This is a genomic window from Methyloceanibacter sp. (assembly GCF_058506495.1).
The window spans coordinates 1-19096 of the sequence record NZ_JBZMXT010000008.1; the positions used below are offsets into that span (position 1 = coordinate 1).

The 19096-nt window shown below is 58.1% G+C and carries 23 protein-coding genes and 1 tRNA gene; 9 read left to right on the top strand and 15 right to left on the bottom strand.

What is annotated here, in order from left to right; translation table 11 throughout:
• The first annotated feature begins 260 nt into the window (after positions 1-260).
• Both AC33YF_RS03085 and AC33YF_RS03090 read left to right on the top strand, forming a co-directional pair.
• A complete protein-coding gene (locus AC33YF_RS03085) occupies positions 261-1307 on the top strand; it encodes a ceramidase domain-containing protein (protein WP_491775735.1) in 1047 nt (348 codons plus the stop codon).
• A 139-nt stretch (positions 1308-1446) separates the two neighbouring features.
• A tRNA-Leu gene (locus AC33YF_RS03090) sits at positions 1447-1533 on the top strand.
• A gap of 38 nt (positions 1534-1571) precedes the next feature.
• Here the strand turns inward: AC33YF_RS03090 and AC33YF_RS03095 are convergent.
• From AC33YF_RS03095 to AC33YF_RS03140, 10 genes are all read right to left on the bottom strand, one after another.
• A complete protein-coding gene (locus AC33YF_RS03095; protein WP_491775736.1) occupies positions 1572-2423 on the bottom strand; it encodes an SMP-30/gluconolactonase/LRE family protein in 852 nt (283 codons plus the stop codon).
• 194 nt (positions 2424-2617) lie between these two features.
• Complete coding sequence (hmuQ, locus tag AC33YF_RS03100) at positions 2618-2947, bottom strand: heme-degrading protein HmuQ (RefSeq protein WP_491775737.1); 330 nt, start codon at positions 2945-2947, stop codon at positions 2618-2620.
• A gap of 62 nt (positions 2948-3009) precedes the next feature.
• Positions 3010-3405 carry a Na+/H+ antiporter subunit G gene (locus AC33YF_RS03105; RefSeq protein ID WP_491775738.1) on the bottom strand — a complete coding sequence of 132 codons (396 nt, stop codon included), beginning with the start codon at positions 3403-3405 and terminating at the stop codon, positions 3010-3012.
• 4 nt (positions 3406-3409) lie between these two features.
• Positions 3410-3679 carry a K+/H+ antiporter subunit F gene (locus tag AC33YF_RS03110; protein ID WP_491775739.1) on the bottom strand — a complete coding sequence of 90 codons (270 nt, stop codon included), beginning with the start codon at positions 3677-3679 and terminating at the stop codon, positions 3410-3412.
• Positions 3676-4167 carry a Na+/H+ antiporter subunit E gene (locus tag AC33YF_RS03115; RefSeq protein ID WP_491775740.1) on the bottom strand — a complete coding sequence of 164 codons (492 nt, stop codon included), beginning with the start codon at positions 4165-4167 and terminating at the stop codon, positions 3676-3678. The genes AC33YF_RS03110 and AC33YF_RS03115 overlap by 4 nt, the downstream gene beginning before the upstream one ends.
• Positions 4168-4172: 5 nt before the next feature.
• Positions 4173-5783, bottom strand: a complete 1611-nt coding sequence (locus tag AC33YF_RS03120; RefSeq protein WP_491775741.1) for a monovalent cation/H+ antiporter subunit D — start codon at positions 5781-5783, stop codon at positions 4173-4175.
• Entirely contained in the window at positions 5780-6133 is a 354-nt protein-coding gene (locus tag AC33YF_RS03125) for a Na+/H+ antiporter subunit C (protein ID WP_491775742.1), read from the bottom strand. Before AC33YF_RS03125 ends, AC33YF_RS03120 begins: the two co-directional genes overlap by 4 nt.
• 1 nt (position 6134) lies before the next feature.
• Entirely contained in the window at positions 6135-8996 is a 2862-nt protein-coding gene (locus AC33YF_RS03130) for a monovalent cation/H+ antiporter subunit A (RefSeq protein ID WP_491775743.1), read from the bottom strand.
• Positions 8997-9121: 125 nt separating this feature from the next.
• Positions 9122-10321 carry an FAD-dependent monooxygenase gene (locus AC33YF_RS03135; protein WP_491775744.1) on the bottom strand — a complete coding sequence of 400 codons (1200 nt, stop codon included), beginning with the start codon at positions 10319-10321 and terminating at the stop codon, positions 9122-9124.
• 12 nt (positions 10322-10333) lie between these two features.
• Entirely contained in the window at positions 10334-10597 is a 264-nt protein-coding gene (locus AC33YF_RS03140) for a zinc-finger domain-containing protein (protein WP_491775745.1), read from the bottom strand.
• Positions 10598-10673: 76 nt separating this feature from the next.
• On the opposite strand from AC33YF_RS03140, the gene AC33YF_RS03145 reads away from it, so the two are divergent.
• The 3 genes from AC33YF_RS03145 (at position 10674) to AC33YF_RS03155 (ending at position 12599) form a co-directional block, all read left to right on the top strand.
• Positions 10674-11426, top strand: a complete 753-nt coding sequence (locus AC33YF_RS03145) for an alpha/beta fold hydrolase (protein ID WP_491775746.1) — start codon at positions 10674-10676, stop codon at positions 11424-11426.
• Between the two features lie 94 nt (positions 11427-11520).
• Positions 11521-12363, top strand: a complete 843-nt coding sequence (gene cysE, locus AC33YF_RS03150) for a serine O-acetyltransferase (protein WP_491775747.1) — start codon at positions 11521-11523, stop codon at positions 12361-12363.
• Between the two features lie 23 nt (positions 12364-12386).
• The gene (locus AC33YF_RS03155) at positions 12387-12599 is read left to right on the top strand and encodes a DUF3126 family protein (RefSeq protein ID WP_491775748.1); all 213 of its coding nucleotides are present in this window, start codon (positions 12387-12389) and stop codon (positions 12597-12599) included.
• Between the two features lie 191 nt (positions 12600-12790).
• Here the strand turns inward: AC33YF_RS03155 and AC33YF_RS03160 are convergent, their stop codons facing one another.
• Positions 12791-13438, bottom strand: coding sequence for a transglutaminase-like cysteine peptidase (locus tag AC33YF_RS03160; protein ID WP_491775749.1), 648 nt, complete (start codon positions 13436-13438; stop codon positions 12791-12793).
• A 280-nt stretch (positions 13439-13718) separates the two neighbouring features.
• Entirely contained in the window at positions 13719-14303 is a 585-nt protein-coding gene (locus AC33YF_RS03165; RefSeq protein WP_491775750.1) for a PAS domain-containing protein, read from the bottom strand.
• A 223-nt stretch (positions 14304-14526) separates the two neighbouring features.
• Between AC33YF_RS03165 and AC33YF_RS03170 the strand changes: the two genes are divergently transcribed.
• On the top strand, positions 14527-15228 hold the full coding sequence (locus AC33YF_RS03170) for a rhomboid family intramembrane serine protease (RefSeq protein WP_491775751.1): 702 nt from the start codon (positions 14527-14529) through the stop codon (positions 15226-15228).
• Positions 15229-15308: 80 nt separating this feature from the next.
• The gene (locus AC33YF_RS03175; protein ID WP_491775752.1) at positions 15309-15767 is read left to right on the top strand and encodes a CBS domain-containing protein; all 459 of its coding nucleotides are present in this window, start codon (positions 15309-15311) and stop codon (positions 15765-15767) included.
• Positions 15768-15814: 47 nt separating this feature from the next.
• Here AC33YF_RS03175 and AC33YF_RS03180 read toward each other — a convergent pair whose 3' ends face one another.
• From AC33YF_RS03180 to folE, 3 genes are all read right to left on the bottom strand, one after another.
• Positions 15815-16744 carry a patatin-like phospholipase family protein gene (locus AC33YF_RS03180; RefSeq protein ID WP_491775753.1) on the bottom strand — a complete coding sequence of 310 codons (930 nt, stop codon included), beginning with the start codon at positions 16742-16744 and terminating at the stop codon, positions 15815-15817.
• 193 nt (positions 16745-16937) lie between these two features.
• Positions 16938-17357, bottom strand: a complete 420-nt coding sequence (gene hisI, locus AC33YF_RS03185) for a phosphoribosyl-AMP cyclohydrolase (protein WP_491775754.1) — start codon at positions 17355-17357, stop codon at positions 16938-16940.
• A 37-nt stretch (positions 17358-17394) separates the two neighbouring features.
• Positions 17395-18045, bottom strand: a complete 651-nt coding sequence (gene folE, locus AC33YF_RS03190; RefSeq protein ID WP_491775755.1) for a GTP cyclohydrolase I FolE — start codon at positions 18043-18045, stop codon at positions 17395-17397.
• Positions 18046-18250: 205 nt separating this feature from the next.
• Here folE and AC33YF_RS03195 point away from each other — a divergent pair, with 205 nt between their 5' ends.
• Both AC33YF_RS03195 and yidD read left to right on the top strand, forming a co-directional pair.
• Complete coding sequence (locus AC33YF_RS03195) at positions 18251-18712, top strand: iron-sulfur cluster assembly scaffold protein (protein ID WP_491775756.1); 462 nt, start codon at positions 18251-18253, stop codon at positions 18710-18712.
• 21 nt (positions 18713-18733) lie between these two features.
• A complete protein-coding gene (gene yidD / locus AC33YF_RS03200; RefSeq protein ID WP_491775757.1) occupies positions 18734-19078 on the top strand; it encodes a membrane protein insertion efficiency factor YidD in 345 nt (114 codons plus the stop codon).
• Positions 19079-19096 lie beyond the last annotated feature (18 nt).

Here is a 19096-nt window from a genome sequence, read left to right on the forward strand (position 1 = left end):
CATCCGCGTGTCGCTCCAAAAAGCAAAAGGCTAGGGCGAGGCCCCTTGCACCCCCGGCAGGCTGGGAGCGTGCTCGTCCTCGTCACTTTCATGACGTCGCTGACAGTGCGCACGTTTCCCGGCTATCATGCCGCCGAGGGTGCTGCAGAAAAACAAAACATAGGAGCGCGTCTGGTCTCAGGCGCAGCCCGTCGCCGGTGCCCTGCATGCCGATAGGGAGGCCTCTTTCCTGGAGCGATGAGATGAAAGGATAAGGGACCATGACGCTAGGCGAGCGCGTATTCATCTATTGCGAACGGGGAACCAACGAGGCCCTGTGGGCTGAGCCGATCAATGCCATCTCCAATGCTGGCTTCTTTCTAGCCGCACTCATCTTCTGGCAACTGGTTCTTTGGCGTCCGCCGGAGCAACGCAGCGCAGACCACTACCTCTTCATTGCGCTCGTCTTTGCAGTCTGTTTCGGCAGTACGGCTTTCCACGTCTTCGCGGATCACGGTACGGCGCTCGCGGACGTGATTCCCATTGGTCTTTTTATGATGGTCTATTTCGGCTTTGCGTTGAATCGGTTCTTGAGTGTGCCGCCTGCGTGGACGGTCCTTTTCGTGACGATCTTCGCGGGGCTTATCGGCGCCGCCACGCAGCTTCAGTGCTGGGAAGGCGGTGTCGGTTTGGCCACCATGGCGCCGGATGAGGCCCAGAGTTGCTTGAATGGCAGCGTGGGCTATCTGCCGGCTCTCGGGGTACTCATTATCGTCAGCATGCTGGTCGCGGAACGGCGGCACAAGGCGGCTCCCTACCTCCTGGCGGCTACCGTCGTCTTTACTTTCTCGATCCTACTTCGCTCGGTCGATATGGCGTTTTGCGAGAGCGTGGTGATCGATGGACGCGACACCGGCACGCATTTCCTCTGGCATCTCTTGAACGCCGTCGTGCTATTCTTGCTGATGCGCGCAACTCTTGAGACGGAGATTAAGCCCGCGCCGGCTGCGGCCGAGGAAGAGCCAGAAGAGGACGCGCCTGCTGCCAAAGCGGAGCCCGAACCAATGAAGGAATCCGCGGCGGAAGCCAGCGAGACGCCGGACGATGGTGCATCCGACGATGCCACCGAGGAAGAAGCCTCCGAGAAGGAAAGTGAGCCGGAAAATAAGTCTGAAGAAGAGGCCTCGGCGGAAGAGACGGCCGACGAGGAACCATCAGGCGACGACGCTCCTAAGGCGGAGTCGTCCGATGCCGAATCTTCCAAGGATGATGGCTCCCAGGCTGAGCCATCGGAGGGTGATACTGACAAAAAGAAGGAGCCCTCTTGAGGGTTCCCACTTGCATGATGTGCCTCTGCCCTTAGACAAATCGCATCGCACCCGTTAGTAGGGCTATTCTCGAAGGCCGGGCTGTCGTTGGGATGGCTCTGTTCGGCGGGGGACGCGCGCATTGCGTCCCGCTCGCCTCGCGGACGTGGTGGAATTGGTAGACACACAGGACTTAAAATCCTGAGGCCGAAAGGCCGTGCGGGTTCGACTCCCGCCGTCCGCACCAACGAGCCCGGACAGTACACGAGCGTCGGGAGGACCCGGCTATTGCATCTTGTAGGCCGATAGCTTGCCGTCGAGCATCATCGGAATGATCACCAAGTTTCCGTCGTCGGTGACAAGATGATCGGCGCTGCCCTTGTTCAGGTCCATGAGCTGTTCGGCCTCTCCGCTCTCAGAGATGCGAAAAAGAGCGCCGTTGAACCAGTCGGTCGAGAGGAAGCCACCTTTGCCATCCGGTTGAAGTCCATCGAGGTTCCCGACGGGCTTGTCCCCGAGTTGCGTCACTTCTTTCGAGCCGTAGTCGATGGCCCTCAGACTTCCTGGCACGTCGGTCGAGAAGTCATCCTTGGGAACGCCCCAGGTAGCAATCAATAGCCGGTCGTCTTCGGCCAGCACGCCATTCGGATGATCAAGGTCCGCCGTCTCCAGCCAAAGGGAGAGCTCGCCGTCGTTGAGAAGCCAAATCTGGTTCTTGAGCATGTCCGACACGAAAACCCGGCCGTCCCTGTGAATCGAAACACCGTTCAGAAACGTGGCACCGGGTGCCTTGTAGGTCTGCAGAACCTTGCCGGTCTTTGTGTCGACGACCACGACCTCGTCGATGTCGGCCACGTAGAGCTTGCTATCGCGAAATGCGAGACCTTTCGGGGCGTTCAGCCCGCTCACCCATTCCTTCTCTAGGATTTCGCCTTCGGGGGAGACCTTTGAGATATAGCCGTTGCCGTCGGCATCCGTCGGCTTGCCGTTGACATTTGAGAGATAGAGCACGCCGGATTCATCGTTCCGAACTACGGACTCCGGACCGTCGAATCCTTCGGCCTCCCATGCAAGTTCAAGCGCGTTCGCCCCCTTTGGCTGTACGAGCAGCACTAGGAGGAGCGTCGCAGTTGCCATGCAGACTATTCGTGCAAGTCGCTGTTTCATCACTGACCTCATCGCGATTGGGGAAACACAGAAAATCCGCGATTTTCCTCTCGGTCCTTGGGCTGAGGAAAACCGAACACTCAGCTATTGATACCGTCTCCACGTAATAAGAAAAAGTCGGCAACGATAGGACTATAGCCTTGCGGCAGTCCTATCTACAGCCGCTACGCGGCGGCGTCCCTCGCGCGAACCTTCTGCAAGGTGCTGAAGCCTTCGAACTCAGGATGACCTTGGTAAAGCGGCTTTCCTTCTCCCGCGCGCGCATGCGCTTTGCGAAAGGCTTCAGACTTTGTCCACGCTTCGAAGTCGGCGTGCGAGCGCCAAATGCTGTGTGAAGCATAAAGGACGTGGTCGTCTCTTTCAGGCCCCTTGAGCAGATGAAACTCAATGAAGCCCGGTACGTCTTCGAGATGAGTCTCGCGCTTTAACCAGACTTGCTCGAAATCGTCTTCAGCGCCCTTTAGTACTTTGAACCGGTTCATGGCGATGAACATGCGTCTTGTCCTTCTCTGTCTTGTTATTTGCTAACTGGCGTCAGCGCAACAGCATTAGATTGCTAACTGTCTTTAGACGGGCTGCCTTGCGATTGCTCCGGTGGTGGTGCGTCAAAGACAGACCAATCCACTTTGCGGCCCGTCGGCGACAGATTCTTGCGTTCGCTTTTGTCTAGCAACAGGTGTGCCTTTGCGACCATCAGTGCCGTGACCGGGGCTGTCAGAAACAGAAATGTCGTAATCAAGAGCTCCTGGATAGAGAACGTGTCGCCGTTCAAGAGGAAATAGAGCATCGAGGCAATGAGTACCGCGCCAATGCCAAGCGTCGTTGCCTTTGTAGGCCCATGTAGTCGCCGCATGAGGTCAGGGAGTTTCGCCAGCCCGAGAGAGCCAACAAAAAGAAAAAAGGCTCCGAGACAGATCAGGCCCGCAACCGCGATGTCGCCGAAGTCTGTCATCGGTCTACTCCATCACATTGCCGCGCAAGATGTACTTGCAGTAGGCGACAGTCGTCAGGAACCCTACCATTGCAAACAGCAGCGCGACCTCGAAATAAATTTCTGTGCCCCAATAAATGCCAGCGAGGACAACGAGGCCGATCGCGTTGATCGTCAAAGTGTCGAGCGCAAGGATGCGGGTTGGCATGTCTGGGCCTACAAGCACGCGGTAGAGACACAAGAGTATAGCGGCACTAATGGCGACGAACGCGATGGCACAAGCGATTACGATCATCTCTCGAAGATCCTCTTCAGTCTGGACTCATAGCGTGCCTTGATGTCGGACACAGTCTTCTCGGGGTCGTCTGTATCAAGGCAATGAACAAGCAAGGAGCGCCCATCTGCGCTTAGGCTCGCGCTAACGGTGCCGGGGGTCATTGTAATCGTTCCGGCAAGAGTAGAGATCGCCTCCGGTGTCCTAAGGTCAAGCGGCACGGTGACGAATTGCGAGTGCAGATCTTCCCCGCGGCGGAACAGGATCAGGTGAGCCACCTGAAAATTGGCGACGACAATGTCTGTGAGCACGATCGCTGCGTACTCGATGATCGTAAGGGGACTCCGAACCACGGGCCGGTCAGGCCAGAAAGCGCTCGTCAATCGAGGCACCACGATGCCGAGAATGAGGCCGAGCACAGCGGCGCCCCACGAAAATCCGTTGAGCAGAATCCAAACGACTACAATCAGCAACGTCAGCAGGGGATGAGGAATAAGGTTTCCGGACATGGTCACTATTCCCCAGGGCTTATGGTTGGTGCGGAGGGATCCGACATCGTGTTTGGCGTCGTTATTGGTCGTTCCGGTTCGACATTTTCTCGATCGCCAAGGACGGCGCGGACATAAGTCTGCGTGTCGAGCGCCTGTTCCGCTGTTGCATAAAGGGCTCTAACCGCTGGACCGGCAAAGACAGCGAACATCAGGCTTGCTCCCACAAGACACGCGACCACGATGATCGGCGTGACCGCTGCCGTATCCCATTTTGGGCCAGTCGTCTGACCCTCTGCCTTCCAAAAGACGGTACTCCCCGCCCGGGCAAATGCGATCGTCATCATGAGAGACGACACGAGGATCGTGGCCCAAATGAGCCAGGCCTTCGACGCTTCATAGGTGGCATCCAGGACCAGAAGCTTTCCGATAAAGCCGGAAAGGGGCGGTAGCCCGACAACGGCAATAGCCACAAGGAAGAATAGCGCACCAATGACAGCTGCTTGGCTGATGGGATTGCCAGGGACCAAAGCGTCGAGCTTAACAGTGCGCCTAGACGCGATGAGATCCACGATCAGGAAGAGAGCCGCGCCAGCGATCGTGCTATGGACGAGGTAGTAGAGTGCTGCGGTCAACCCATCGACACTGAACTGTCCGACAGCGACCAAGAGAACGCCCATGGACGCAATCGTGTTGAAGGCGGCCAGATTGAAGAGTTTCCTGGTTCCGAGAAGGCCGATTGTGCCCACGGCAATCGTCACGAGCGCTGCCGGAACAACCCAGGGGGCTGCAACGGCGCCTAGCGCGGCGGGCGCCGCCCCATCTCCAAACACCGTCCCAAAGACGCGGATGATCGCATACGCGCCCACCTTGGTCATGATCGCGAAGAGCGCGGCAACGGGAGCGGACGCGGCGGCGTATGTCGCAGGTAGCCACCAATGCAGCGGTACGAAGGCAGCCTTTAGCGCGAAGACCAGTAGCAGCAGTAGCGCGCCCGTTTGCAGGAGCGCTTGATCACCCTCGGCCACCGCGCGTGCCTTAACAGCGAGGTCTGCGAAATTCAGTGTCCCGACCGTCCCGTAGATCAAGCCGATGGCTATCAGGAAAAGCGACGAAGCGATGAGATTGATCGCCACATATTGAAAACCTGCTCGCAAGCGCTTGGCGCCGCGGCCGTGGAGCATGAGGCCGTATGAGGCGATCAGCATCACCTCGAAGAACACGAAAAGGTTGAATAGATCGCCTGTAAGGAAGGCACCATTCAAGCCGAGAAGCTGAAAATGGAAGAGCGCGTGGAAATGCCGTCCGTGCCGGTCCCATCCAGCCATGGCGTAGAGCAGCACGGCCAGCGCAAGTCCTGCGGTCAGAACCAGCATCGTCGCCGAGAGGCGATCGAGGACAAGTGCAATTCCGAACGGCGCGGGCCAGGCGCCAAGGCGATAGGCATCTGTCTCGCCATCGTCCAGGATCAGATAGAGAAAGACCGCAATGACCACGAGCGCGGCTGTCGAAGACAGCGAAACGAAGCGTTGAATTGAGATATCGCGCTGCCGTAACAGGATCAGGACAGCGGCGGTTATGGCTGGCAGGATCGTTGGTGCGATGATCCAGCTGGTTGCTAGAGGCGCGTCCGTCATGAGCGCGTCTCCGTCTCGTCGTCCCACTCATCTTCTGGGAGGTCTGCCGTGTCCGTTGCCGTTTCCAAAAATCCACGGATTGCGAGCACGACGATCAAGGCCGTCATGCCAAAGGAAATGACGATAGCCGTCAGGACAAGCGCCTGGGGCAGCGGATCGGTATAGCTTTCGGCGCCCGTGATGATCGGTGGTTGGTTTACGACGAGACGGCCGGACGAAAACAAAAAGATATTGACCGCATAAGACAGCAGCGTCAGGCCCACCACGATCGGAAAAGTCCGCTTCTGGAGAATCAGGTAGACAGCGGCCGCCGTCATGAAACCAATTGCACTGGAGACGATCAGTTCCATGTCAGCTCCTATTGTTCTTTGAACTGACGACTTGGCCGTCTATAAGTGGCACGTCCATCGGGCCTTCGGGAACGACTTCTGGTTCGGCGCGGGCTTCAACGCGCGATATCTGAGCGAGCGAGAGCATTACGACGCCAACCACGGCGAGGAACACGCCGAGATCGAAGGACATCGCTGAGGCCACTTCAAATTCGCCGACAAGCGGAAGTTCAACATAGGTGTACGTGCTGGTTAGGAAGGGCCAACCGAAGATTAGCGACACAACGCCCGTGAGGCCGGCGATCAGCACGCCAGCGCCAATGAGGATATGGCTACCTAGGCGCATGCGATCTGCAGCCCAGGAGTAGCCGCTCGCGATGTACTGCATGATCAGAGCGATCGCGACGACGAGACCCGAGACGAAGCCGCCACCCGGTTCGTTATGGCCTCGCAGAAATATGAACACCGCGACCACAAGCACGAGCGGAAACAGAACGCGAGTCGCAACGACAAGCATCATTGGATGTGCATTGACGCTCTGCTCTCGGTCGCTTCGGATGCCGGCAAGTGTCCGCGCAGCTGCACCACGCAGGGCATTGTCAAGCAGTGCGAAGATGGTGATGGCAGCAATTCCAAGCACAATGATTTCGCCGTACGTATCGAAGCCGCGGAAGTCGACGAGGATTACGTTGACGACGTTGGTGCCACCACCTCCGGGCTTGGCCTCCGCCAGGTAATAGTCCGAGATCGGTTGGAAGTCGCGGGTCATGATTGCGTACGCAAGAGCGGCGACGCCGATCCCGACAGCAGCTGCGACTAGACCGCGCGCGAACCGTCCGCCTGTACTCGTTTCCTGCGGTGACGTCTGCGGGATGAGATTGAGCGCAAGCAGCAACAGAATGGTCGTGACAATGTCGACCGAGATCTGCGTCAGGGAGAGGTCGGGCGCCGAGAATTGCAAGAAGAAGAGGGCGGCAATCAAGCCAATGCCACTCGTCATGATCAAGGACAGTAATCTGTTCTGATGCCAGAACAGCAACGAGATGCAAAGGGCTGCTAGGACAAGCCAGGCGGCCGCAGCTGGGAACTCCCCAGGGATAGCGGGCCGCGCTCCCGACGTGTACGGAGCACTGAAGAAGCCTACTGTGCCTACCGCGAGGATCGTTACCAGTGTGATGCCGGCATATCTCGGGAAAGATCCGGTGTGTGTAGCATCGATAAATCCGCGTGAGCCTCGAACGAGACCCGAGATTGCTGCGTCGAAGATGCTCTTGGCATCCATTCCGGAGAAAACAAGTCGTAGCCGATTTGCAGCGTCATAGGACCGGAAGAGGAATGCGCCGCCGAGGAGAGCAATGATGCTCATGAACAGTGCGGGCGTGAAGCCATGCCAGAGCGCAAGATAATACTTCGGCAGAGGCTCGCCGACGACTGCACGGGCAGTGCGCTCTACGATAGCGCCGGCGGTCTGGGCCGGAAAAATGCCGATGACGACGACCAACGCAGCGAGGATAGCGACAGGCAGCCACATACCGACAGGGGGGTCGTGTGGCTTTTTCGGATAATCGTCGCGGACAGGGCCAAGGAACGTGCTGATGGCGAAGCGATAGGAATAGGCCGCCGAAATCAAGGATGCCAATGTGACGAGGACCGGAATGACCCAGGGATGTCCCAAGATCGCCGTATGCGACGCCTCCTCAAGCATCATCTCTTTGGAGAGGAAGCCGTTGAAGAACGGAAGGCCGGCCATCGAGGCCGCAGCAACCATGGCTAGCGTGGCTGTGATCGGCATCAGCATAGCCAGGCCGCCGAGACGGCGAATGTCACGGGTTCCCGTCTCGTGATCGACAATCCCTGCGCTCATAAAGAGCGCCGCCTTGAACGTGGCATGGTTGAGGATGTGGAACACGGCGGTGATTGCGGCCATCGGTGTCGCAAAACCGAGCAACATCGTGACCAGGCCCAGATGGCTAACCGTCGAGAAGGCAAGCAGCGCTTTGAGATCGTCGCGGAACAATGCGATCCACGCCGCGACGAGCATGGTGATGAGGCCAACCGGCGTTACAATCAGGAACCACACATCGGCGGGCGAGAAGACCGGCCAAAGCCGGGCCATCAAGAACAGTCCCGCTTTCACCATGGTTGCGGAATGCAGGTACGCTGAGACTGGCGTCGGCGCGGCCATGGCATGCGGTAGCCAAAAGTGGAAGGGGAACTGGGCCGACTTTGTGAATGCACCAAGCAAGATCAAGAGAAGCGCGGGTAAGAACAGCGGCGATGAGCGCACTTGTTCGCCTCGCTGCAGTATCTCCGTAATCTCGTAACTGCCGGCGATATGCCCAAGGATCAGCATGCCCGCGATCAGCGCGAGCCCACCGCTGCCTGTGACGACCAAAGCCATGCGAGCGCCTTGGCGCGACTCCGGTAAGTGCCGCCAGTAACCGATGAGCAGAAACGAGGTAAGGCTGGTGAGTTCCCAGAAGACGATCAGCATAAGGATATTGTCACTGAGGACAATGCCGACCATCGCGCCTTGGAATAGCAACAGATAGAAGTAGAGAACGCTGAGCGAGTCTTTGGAGCCCAGATAGTATCGGGCGTACAGAATGATCAGTAGGCCGATACCGAGGATCAATCCGGCGAAGAATAATCCCAAGCCATCCAGAAAAAACGAGAACGACAACCCGATCGCGGGAACCCACGGCACCCCCCAGGTGACGACCTCACCGCTGTAGACCGCCGGCGCCTGCGACATTACAAGCAGGAGCGCCGTCAGCGTGACCGCACCGGTGGCAATTGCACAAATGTCGCGGCCCAGACGGTCTGTCAGTAGTGGAACAACCGCGCCGAGAAACGGCGTGAGCGTGGCGATAGCAAGAAGCATGCGTGAGGTTACCGAGGTCTAGGCAAAGAACGGCTGGCGTGGACGGTGGAGAGGTCCTACAGAGATCGTTTGATGTCATCCAAACATATACGGATCAACGCGGAAAGTCGCCGAAAACCGGAGTCTCATTGTCGCTCCGGACTTGGCCATCCATAAAGCCAATCGAAGCCACGCAAAGTTGCATCCTGGCCCCTCAGTCCAAGAATTAGGTTGCGTGGGAAGCGGATTAAGTCGCCGAAGACAGTGCCACCCAGATGGTATGCGCGACCGAGACGTCGGGCTGCGCGCTGGACCTGAGCCGCGCGCGGACGCCGTAGCGTCTCATACGTGGAGAAGGCGGCGGACGGTTCCGCACGCGAGGCGCCAACTAGTTCGGCGAGCTTGGCGGCATCTTCGATAGCTAGTCCGGCTCCTTGCGCGAGGTACGGGAGGACGGGGTGAGCCGCATCGCCAAGCAGCACAGCCGCACCGCGCGACCATTGGGGCAAAGGTCGCAGGGCGAACAACGACCAAGCCCGCCAGTGCGGTGCTGCCTCGATCAAACCCAGTGGCACCTTATTCCAGCGCTCAAAACTGGAAAGGACGGTCTCTCGGTCTGCGGATCTATTCCAACCCTCGCTCGCTTGTCCCGTTTCCGCCACTGCGACAATGTTGATCGCCGAACCACCTTGAACTGCGTAGTGCACCAAATGGCTCCGTGGACCGAGCCACAGGCCCACGATGGACGATGAGAACGGCTCGGGCAGGGAGTCACGTCGAATGAGACTGCGGTAAGCGGTCGCACCGGCATAAGCGGGCCTCAAGCCTGGAGCAATCCAGTCGCGGACGGTGGACCAGAGTCCGTCAGCTCCTATGAGGGCGGAACCATGGTGCGTCTCACCGTCCGAATCGGTGACGCTGACGCCGTTATCCCCGCGGATCTGCGTCACTGCGACTCCCGCAGTGAGCGTAATTCGCGGTAACGAAGACGCCACGGTTCGAAGCGCTTGGTGCAGGTCGGTGCGTTGTAGTGTCAGGTAAGGAGCGCCGTAGCGTCGTTCTGCTACATTGCCGAGCGGTACGGTTGCTAGCTTCTTGCCGTTTCGACCGTCGAAGAGCCAGATCGCTTGGGGGCGAGAGGTCTGCGCTGCAAGCGTGTCGAGCACACCGACGTGTCGAAGGATACGCGTCACATTCGGGCCTAGCTGAATGCCCGCACCGCTCTCTTCCGCGAAGGTCGATCGCTCAAGGATCTGAGCCTCGATGTTTTGACGGTCTAGTGCAATCGCCGTCGCAAGTCCGCCGATGCCGCCACCTGCAATGAGGATGGGCTGGGGAGCTGTCATCGACAGTTTGTCTTAAGCGGCTGGCGCGCCCGCTGGCGCCGTTGTCACATAGACGCATCCAGGAGGGTCACTCTCAGTCGGCGCCAAAGATGGGTCGTGGACATAGAGGGTCGAGCAATAGGGGCAGACGATCTCCTTGTCATTGCCCATGTCGAGATAGATGTGAGGATGGTCCTGGGGAGGAGAGGCGCCCATGCACTGGAATTCCTTGACGCCGATCTTGATCCGGTTGACGCCTACGTCATTAACAAAATGCGGCACCAGCGTTTCAGCCATGATGTTCTAATCGCCTATGTTTGAAGAATGTTGGATCCAGCATAGTGGTCCTTGACGCAATGCGGTAGGTCAAAGAATGCACAGTTTCGATTCCGACGGCGTCAGGATCGCGTATCTGGATGAGGGGCACGGCGACCCGATTCTCCTCATTCATGGTTTTGCGTCCAACGTTGCGACCAATTGGGTCGACGCGCAATGGGTCCGCACGTTGACGCAGGATGGCCGCCGCGTCGTAGCGCTGGACAATCGGGGCCATGGACGGAGCGAAAAGCTCTACGACCCTGCGCGGTATGGGGCGCCCGAAATGGCCGAGGACGCGATACGCCTCTTGAATCATCTCAGTATCGATCGCGTTGATGTTATGGGCTACTCGATGGGTGCGAGGATTGCGGCTTTTCTCGCCTTCGCTCACCCGGATCGGGTCCGCAGCATTGTGTTCGGCGGCCTTGGCATCAACATGGTCAGGGGTATGGTAGGCTCTGGGCCTTTGGCCGCGGCTCTCGAGGCTCCTCGAGTCGAGGATGTCATCAACGATACAGCCCGCAGCTTCCGTGTTTTTGCAGAACAGACGAGTAGCGACCTCAAAGCGCTCGCTGCTTGTATGCGGGGTCCGCGCGAGAAGGTTCCCCGAGAGAAGCTCGCGGAGCTCGCCGTGCCGGTTCTTGTGGCCGTCGGTAGTGGAGATGTGATCGGAGGCTCTGGGGCAGCGCTTGCGGAATTGATCCCCAATGCCCAGTTCTTGGACATAAAGGGACGCGACCACATGAAGGCGGTGGGCGACAAACAGTTCAAACAGGGCGTCCTGGCGTTTTTTGCATCACGACCCTGAGCATTGGGTTTGCCAATCGTCGTGACTGCGCTAGACGAAGCCGTATGTACCTGCTACGGGGGCTCAACTGAGGTGAACCCCAGCGAGGTGAGCCATGAACAAGACAGCAGCAGCACAGGCAAAAGTCGAAAGTTGGGACCCGTTGTGGAACCAGCTGCGGCGCGAGGCCGAGGAAGTCAGTGCGGCGGAACCCGCCCTTGGTGGATTTCTTTACGCCTCGATACTCAGCCACTCGCGTTTTGAAGACGCAGTTGTGCATCGTTTGGCCCAGCGGCTACAGCACGCAGCGCTTGATGTTGGTCTGATCCATAAGACTTTTCACGAGATACTCGATCAAGACCCTACCCTTGGCGAGGAGTTCCGGGCTGACGCCATGGCCTGGATCCAGAGAGACCCTGCCTGCGACCGTCTGATTGAGCCGTTGGTATACTTCAAGGGCTATCACGCGTTGCAGACGCATCGAATCGGTAATCGGCTTTGGAATGCTGGCCGGACGGATTTCGCGCTGTACCTCCAAAGCTTGGTTTCGCGCTTTCTGCAGGTGGACATTCACCCGGCGGCGCGACTAGGCCGCAGCATTATGATCGACCATGCCACAGGCATCGTGATTGGAGAGACAGCCGTGGTCGGCAACAATTGTTCTCTCTTACACAACGTCACATTGGGCGGCTCCGGCAATGAGCATGGTGATCGTCACCCCAAGATCGGTTGCGGCGTGATGATTGGCGCCGGCGCGAAGATACTCGGCAACATCAGAGTCGGTGATTGCGCCCGGATCGCAGCTGGTAGTGTTGTGCTCAAGGATGTTCCGGATCGGCGAACGGTTGCGGGTGTTCCGGCACGAGACATCGGCGAAAACACATGCCCCGAACCGGCGTTGACGATGGATCAGTTCGTCCCGGGCGAGGATGTGCACCTTGGCGAAGACGAACTGTAAGCTTCTAGAAAAGGGCAAGGGCAGTGACGCGCGACGAAATCCTGAAGCTTGAGGGCTACCTTAAGAAGACCTTCCGTTTGGGAGATATTGAAGTTCGCCAGAGACCTCAAAAGGAAGATTCTGCTGAGGTCTATATTGGCGATGAGTTCATCGGTATTCTATTTCGAGATGATGAGGATCCGGACGACACAGCCTACCAATTCCAGATGGCCATTCTGGACTACGATCTGCAGTAGCGGACTTGTTTCGAATAACCGGTCTGCTGCCGCGTCTTTGCCTCACGGGTACAGAAAGAGAATGAGCCGGTCTCCCTGGGGAAGGACGACCGGCTCGCGGAAAGGCCCGGCTACGTTGGGGCTGTTGGGGGAGATACACCGGGCCGTTAGTTGCCTTCCGCTGAGGGACTGCGGAAGGCAGAATGAATCGCTCAGAGGTTGGACGCGGACACCGCAGGCTGCGGTGCGAAATCCGGCGGCAAGAGCGATATCCAGACCAGCGGGTTCTGAGCTGATTGCCGCTTCACGAAGGTGTACGACGTATCGGTCCAGGCCTTCACCTCGTTGACCTTGTTGTCCAGCACGAAGTCGCCATGGTCGGTTCGGACCGTGAGAACTGCGTGGCCGTCGTTTTGCTCGTCGCGGACCACCGTGATGAGAAGTGCAGTCTCCGGCCAGCCACGCTTGATCAAAACTCGCCGCTTCAGCAGGACATAGTCCTCGCAATCGCCTTTTTCGTCCGGATACGTCCACCGTTCGGCCTCACCGTAGAGATCAAGATCGGTTACCGGCTTGATCGCGTTGTTGACGCTGGCGTTTACTTCGCGGAGTTCGATCGCTCTGCCCCGCGTAAGCTGAATGCTGTCCGCGAACCGATCCGCTGGGCGGCACTCGGCTTGGCGATCGCGGCAAAAGTTTACGTAGCCAATCGGCGGCAACGTTTCGCCATAAGACTGCATGTAAGACATCCGATGCGTTTCGGATGCTGAATTTAGCGAGATCGCATGCTTATTCGTCGCGTCTGCGGGCAGCGACGAAATAAACAATAGAAATGCCGTCCCAAGAATAAATTTTTTCATGACGTCCCCCTGTTGTTAGGGGGAAGGTCGCAGAAACGTTTTGCGATCCAGATAAGGAAAGCCTGCGTTTTGCATGCTTGTTGGTAGGAAAGTTTTAGCCGCGCCTACCCAAACCTGAACGGGCTTGGTTACCCAGTCTTTTAGAGATGCCGACCAGCCACTTAAGGCTCTTTGATATACCTAGCGTTTTCCTACTCGGGTGGTTTATAGGGCAAGCACGGCGCGGAAAGATTTCGGAAACGCTATTTGCGAGCTTAGTGAGTTGCGCGGCCAGGGGGACTCACCGCAATAACCCACCAGGAAGGATTCGGAATCTTCGTCGTGCCTCTCGGGCTGTTTCGGTATTGCCTGCGCCAAGTGCGGCCGGGTTGCCATCGGGCCACCGAAGTCCAACATCTCGCAGCTCAAGTGCAACAACCGGGTCTGCGCCGATCCAGAAAGGCCGGTCGATTGCCGTTATGGTTCCAAGAATGTGGCTTACCAAAGAGCTCGAGTGCGTCAACGGCATCAACGCGAATTCGAATACGGCGTGTTGGTTTCGTTCGGTGACGCCGAAGAACGTGCCGTGGCCAACGGCACCCCTGCCGAGAATTGTCTCAAGGGTTGCAGACATGGTGCGGCGGTCCTCCGGGGGCCAGAGGCTCAGCAGGTCTTCGCCGCGCAACTCTCGGCCGAAATACTGACAGACTTCGGTTCCGGCCAAACGAAATCGGCAGGTCTCGGCGCCTGAGCATTCGACGATGAACGTCTCTCGCAATAACTCGGATATTTTCGAAGGGTCGACCTCGAAGCGCTTTGGCGCGATCCGGCCATTGCGGATCGCGTTCCAATACGCGTAAAGCTTTGTGGTGGTCGCTTGCTGCATCGGGTCCCAACAACTTTTACTTAGAAAAGGCCTGCGGCCACGTACCATTCGGTCTTTGCGACTGGGCTGCATAAGAATGGACACGATGGACCGTGAGGAAGCAGGGAATGTGCCATCGAGGCCCGCCAGACGAACCGAGGCCGCAGAAACGTGCCGTTAAGGTTTCCAGCGTTGCGGGACGTGAGGGATTCTAGAGGTTCAGATGGCGTCTAGAGAACCAATCTTGAACGTCCCGACCGCGGTGACGATCTCCGCTGCTGCGATGACCGCGATGCAACTTATCCTGATCGTCCTGCCGCCGGAACTGAGCCTCAGTGTTTTTCTAAGTTTGGCAATGATTCCAGACCGCTACACTGGGGCTGCCTCCGAGCTGCCAGGCGGCTACCTGTCGGCCGTTACATCGTTCGTCACCTACATGGTGGTTCATGGTGGGTGGCTGCATCTGGTTGTGAATGTGCTGTGGATGCTGGCATTTGGAACGGCCGTTGCGAGGCGTGTCTCGATGGCAGGGTTTTTTCAGTTTTCAATCCTCTGCGGGATCGTCGGTGCACTGGCCCATCTTGTCCTGCATTGGGGCGAAATGTCTCCAATGGTTGGCGCATCGGCTGCCATTTCGGGACAGATGGCTGCAGCGCTGCGATTTGTCTTTTCTGTGCGCGGCGGTTCACATGAGGGAAGGCCAGACTTCACACACGTGCCCCTGGCGTCTTTGCAAGAGACGCTTCGGGACGGTCGAGCGGTAGCGTTCATTGTATTCTGGCTGGTTTTGAACGCTTATTTTGGCTTGAGCGGCGCGTCCTTCGGTACTGGTCCGGATAGTAGGATCGCTTGGGAGGCGCATATCGGCGGGTTTCTGTGCGGCCTGCTCACCTTCGGGTATTTCGATACCGCACGCCCGGCACCCGATCTTTCGCAATTGCGGTAACCATAAGACCTTCATGGTTTTTCGCAGGTGGCTTGCGCCCGTCTCAACTTGCCGACACAATACCGCCACAAAAGAAATTGGTGGAGTTGTGGTGGGAGGATACGCCGATGAATGTCGCCGCCATTCTTAAGCTGAAGGGCAGGGACGTGCTGACCGCGCCTCCAGACACCAAACTGTTGGAGGTTGCCCGACTGCTCGGCGAGAACAAGATTGGTTGTATTGTGATTGTTGACGGCGATGCCAATGTGGCCGGTATCGTCTCGGAACGGGACATCGTTCAGGAATTGGCCCGCTCTGGGACATCGGTCATGGAGGAGCCCGTCGAGGTTTGCATGACCAAGTCAGTCGTGACGTGCCGAGAGTCCGATACCACAGATCAGCTGATGGGTGAGATGACCGCTCACCGCTTCCGGCATATGCCAGTCGTGGAGCGTGGCCGCTTAGTTGGCCTTGTGTCCATCGGTGACGTCGTGCGGATGCGCATTGCCGAGGCCGAAATGGAGGCAGCAGCCATGCGCGAGTATATCGCGACAGGCTGACCGTAGCCGTACTAATCCGTACATGGCGAGCTTGTTCGCCGAACCGCTTACGCAGCGACCGCTTTCAAGACGTGGCGTATCTCGTCGAGTTGCGACTCGGCTGCCTGCGCTCCCAGGGCGATAGCCTCATCTGCGCGATGGAAGTCGAATAGGGCTATGCCTCCAGTCTTCGGATTTATCGTGATATCCGGCGGGTCACCTGCGAGGCGCGAGCGTGCAATTCGGTCCTGTGTGATATTGATCGCATCCATCATCACGGCGGATATGCCCGGTGCCCCCTTGCCACGCCCAAACAACTGGCGATGCAGCAGGCGCAGCGCCCCGCCGTCCTTCCCGCCTTCGGCGCCCGTCTGTATCGCGGGGATCTCCATATCGGACGGTTCGCTGAAAGCGGCGTGGTCGTGGATGACTCCGGCTTTGCCAAAGGGATCGCTGGTCACATTCACGGCTATTACGATGCGCGCACCAAGAGCGCGGCAAACGGAAACTGGAACCGGGTTCACCAAGGCGCCATCAATCATCCATTGGCCATTTATCCGAACTGGCTTAAAGATTCCAGGCAGCGCGAATGAAGCATTGAGCGCCCTGACTAGATCGCCCTCATTCAACCAGACCTCGTGACCTGTTCCGAGCTCCGTCGCAACAGCTACGAAACGCGGATCCAGATTTTCAATCTTCAGACCCTTTAGATGATCTTCCAGTTCGCCGGAGAGGCGTTGACCGGTGATCAACCCCGAACCGGCGAGATTGAAATCCAGAAAGCCGAATATCCGCCTCGGCGTAAGGCTTCTCGCGAAGTGCTCAAGGCGATTCAAATTTCCGGTCACAAAGCAAGCGCCGGCGACGGAGCCGATGGATGTACCGGCTACAACGTCGGGCTCAAGGCCAGCGGCGATCAGAGTATTTAGGACCCCGATATGGGCCCATCCGCGGGCGGAACCGCCCCCAAGCGCTAAACCGACAGTTGGTCTTGCCATTCCTAAAGTCTCTTGTCGGACATATGGGTTCGGTGAACCGTTGCCGCAACGCTCATCCTTGAACTACGAGACACGCGCCAGCTTGGCCAGGCCCGCGATTCGGATGCCCTTCAATTAGAATAGTACTACTTGGAATTTAAAGCTTCTTGTTCGGTAGTGCTGAGCCGCAAACACCGACAGGGCCGACGTGGCGCTACGTGGCCTCCATCATGAGCCGCTTTCCAGCGTTTTCGCCGAAGGGGACACTGCGATAGAAGCAGGAGACGCGGCCTGTGTGGCAACAACCACCGGCTCCTGCCACTTCAGCCTTGAGCCAAAGCGCGTCTTGATCGCAGTCGGTGCAGATCTCAATGACGCGAAGGGTGTTTCCGCTCGTCTCGCCCTTGCGCCAGAGTTTCCCGCGAGAGCGCGACCAAAAATGAGCCTGACCAGTGTCTATCGTCCTGGCAAGGGCCTCTTTGTTCATATAGGCGAACATCAAGACTTCGCCGGTTTCTGCCGCCGTCACGATAGCTGGCAGCAGACCGTGCGCATCGAAGGACGGTGCGAAGGTATCTCCTTCCTCCAATGCCGTCTTGTCGTTGATCGTTGGGAACTTCTTCGCGTCTGTCACCGCAATGGCTTTCTGCTGCGGTTGTCGCGATCGCTGATTAGCGTCCGCGATCGACCGCCAGCTGCATGAACCGGGCTTGCTGCGCCGGGTCTTCTTTGAAGATGCCAGTGAACTGGGTAGTGATCGTGGCGACGTCGGGCTTCCGGACACCGCGCATTGACATGCATTGGTGAACAGCCTCGATCATTACCGCGACGCCCTTCGGCTTCAGCACACGATCAATCGTCTCCGCAACCTGCGCTGTCATCGTTTCTTGGGTCTGCAGGCGCCGACCGAACACCTCCACAACGCGCGCGAGCTTTGAGAGACCGACGACTCGATCTGTGGGGAAGTAGGCAATGTGGGCCTTGCCGATGAACGGAACCATGTGGTGTTCGCAATGCGAGTTGAGCTCGATATCGCGCAGCATAACAATGTCGTCATACCCGCCGACATCGTCGAACGTTCGCGAGAGAACCTCGATCGGATCATCCCTATAGCCGGCAAAGAATTCGTCGTAGGCGCCAACCACGCGCTTAGGCGTATCCCGCAGGCCTTCGCGCTCAGGATCGTCACCGGCATATGCGATCAGCGTACGCACGGCGCGTTCGGCTTCCTCGCGCGAGGGACGGGTGATTTGCGGTCCCTTACCGATCTCGATACCTGCATACAGATTGTGGCTTGGTCGGCTATCGGTCTTCGTGGCCATGACGTGATGCATCCTTCCGGTTAGGTAGGCGCTTGAATTTATTCATATAAACCGGACCCGCAATCCGATTGTCGAGAGGTGCGGCAGCGCGTACACAGCCGGTATAGAACACCAAGGACGTCGAGCATATATAGTGCGTACCGCTCGCCTGCAAGCAGGGGATCGACGCGGTGTGGCGCGAGCGGCACTCAATCAGAGACGTTTCATGACCCGGCCTGAGGACATTTACAGTGATCGTTTGCTCGCTTTGGCTGCCGAGATGCCACGGACGCAACGATTAGCCTCACCCCAAGCGACGGCTCGAGCTCATTCCAAGCTCTGCGGCAGCACGGTTGAAGTTGACCTGGTGATGGACGGCGACGTGGTTGTCGACTACGGGCAGACAGTCCGCGCTTGTCTTTTGGGCCAGACGGCAGCCTCGGTGGTGGGGCGTGAGATTGTAGGCTCAACGGCAGCAGAACTTCGTGATGTGGGCGCGACCATGCGAGCAATGCTGAAACAAGGCGGACCAGTCCCCGAGGGGCGGTGGGAAGATTTGGCTCTACTGGAGTCCGTCAGTGAATATAAGGCGCGGCAACCCTCCACCTTGCTCGTCTTCGATGCTGTCGAAGATGCTATTGCCCAGATCGAAGCCTTGCAGGCTGGCTCCGCTCAGCCAGCGTTGTAAAGCTAAGGAGTCCGTCAAGGAATGGCCGCGCCCGAAACAGTCAGCAAACGCGTCGCGAAAGCGGTGATGCTCGCGCCAGTAATGGCCTATCGCTATACCTTCTCTGGCCTTGTCGGTGCGCATTGTCGACACCTTCCCACCTGTTCTGACTATGCACGCGAGGCCATCGATCTGAACGGCGCGTGGAAAGGGGGCTGGCTCACGCTGGCGCGTCTTTGCCGCTGCAATCCATGGGGCAGCAATGGACATGATCCGGTGCCGGACATTCGCGACGAACACAATCCTTTCGCCCCCTGGCGCTATGGGCGCTGGCATGTTCCAACAGAACCACTAAATACGGGTGACGCGGACCGCGATTCCCGTTAAAAACCGCCGCCTATCTGA

Excerpts from the sequence above, each read along its gene's own strand:
- AC33YF_RS03085 (WP_491775735.1), top strand. The coding sequence starts at position 261 with ATGACGCTAGGCGAGCGCGTATTCATCTATTGCGAACGGGGAACCAAC.
- AC33YF_RS03095 (WP_491775736.1), bottom strand. The coding sequence starts at position 2,423 with ATGGCAACTGCGACGCTCCTCCTAGTGCTGCTCGTACAGCCAAAGGGG.
- hmuQ (WP_491775737.1), bottom strand. The coding sequence starts at position 2,947 with ATGTTCATCGCCATGAACCGGTTCAAAGTACTAAAGGGCGCTGAAGAC.
- AC33YF_RS03105 (WP_491775738.1), bottom strand. The coding sequence starts at position 3,405 with ATGACAGACTTCGGCGACATCGCGGTTGCGGGCCTGATCTGTCTCGGA.
- AC33YF_RS03110 (WP_491775739.1), bottom strand. The coding sequence starts at position 3,679 with ATGATCGTAATCGCTTGTGCCATCGCGTTCGTCGCCATTAGTGCCGCT.
- AC33YF_RS03115 (WP_491775740.1), bottom strand. The coding sequence starts at position 4,167 with ATGTCCGGAAACCTTATTCCTCATCCCCTGCTGACGTTGCTGATTGTA.
- AC33YF_RS03120 (WP_491775741.1), bottom strand. The coding sequence starts at position 5,783 with ATGACGGACGCGCCTCTAGCAACCAGCTGGATCATCGCACCAACGATC.
- AC33YF_RS03125 (WP_491775742.1), bottom strand. The coding sequence starts at position 6,133 with ATGGAACTGATCGTCTCCAGTGCAATTGGTTTCATGACGGCGGCCGCT.
- AC33YF_RS03130 (WP_491775743.1), bottom strand. The coding sequence starts at position 8,996 with ATGCTTCTTGCTATCGCCACGCTCACGCCGTTTCTCGGCGCGGTTGTT.
- AC33YF_RS03135 (WP_491775744.1), bottom strand. The coding sequence starts at position 10,321 with ATGACAGCTCCCCAGCCCATCCTCATTGCAGGTGGCGGCATCGGCGGA.
- AC33YF_RS03140 (WP_491775745.1), bottom strand. The coding sequence starts at position 10,597 with ATGGCTGAAACGCTGGTGCCGCATTTTGTTAATGACGTAGGCGTCAAC.
- AC33YF_RS03145 (WP_491775746.1), top strand. The coding sequence starts at position 10,674 with ATGCACAGTTTCGATTCCGACGGCGTCAGGATCGCGTATCTGGATGAG.
- cysE (WP_491775747.1), top strand. The coding sequence starts at position 11,521 with ATGAACAAGACAGCAGCAGCACAGGCAAAAGTCGAAAGTTGGGACCCG.
- AC33YF_RS03160 (WP_491775749.1), bottom strand. The coding sequence starts at position 13,438 with ATGAAAAAATTTATTCTTGGGACGGCATTTCTATTGTTTATTTCGTCG.
- AC33YF_RS03165 (WP_491775750.1), bottom strand. The coding sequence starts at position 14,303 with ATGCAGCAAGCGACCACCACAAAGCTTTACGCGTATTGGAACGCGATC.
- AC33YF_RS03180 (WP_491775753.1), bottom strand. The coding sequence starts at position 16,744 with ATGGCAAGACCAACTGTCGGTTTAGCGCTTGGGGGCGGTTCCGCCCGC.
- folE (WP_491775755.1), bottom strand. The coding sequence starts at position 18,045 with ATGGCCACGAAGACCGATAGCCGACCAAGCCACAATCTGTATGCAGGT.
- AC33YF_RS03195 (WP_491775756.1), top strand. The coding sequence starts at position 18,251 with ATGACCCGGCCTGAGGACATTTACAGTGATCGTTTGCTCGCTTTGGCT.
- yidD (WP_491775757.1), top strand. The coding sequence starts at position 18,734 with ATGGCCGCGCCCGAAACAGTCAGCAAACGCGTCGCGAAAGCGGTGATG.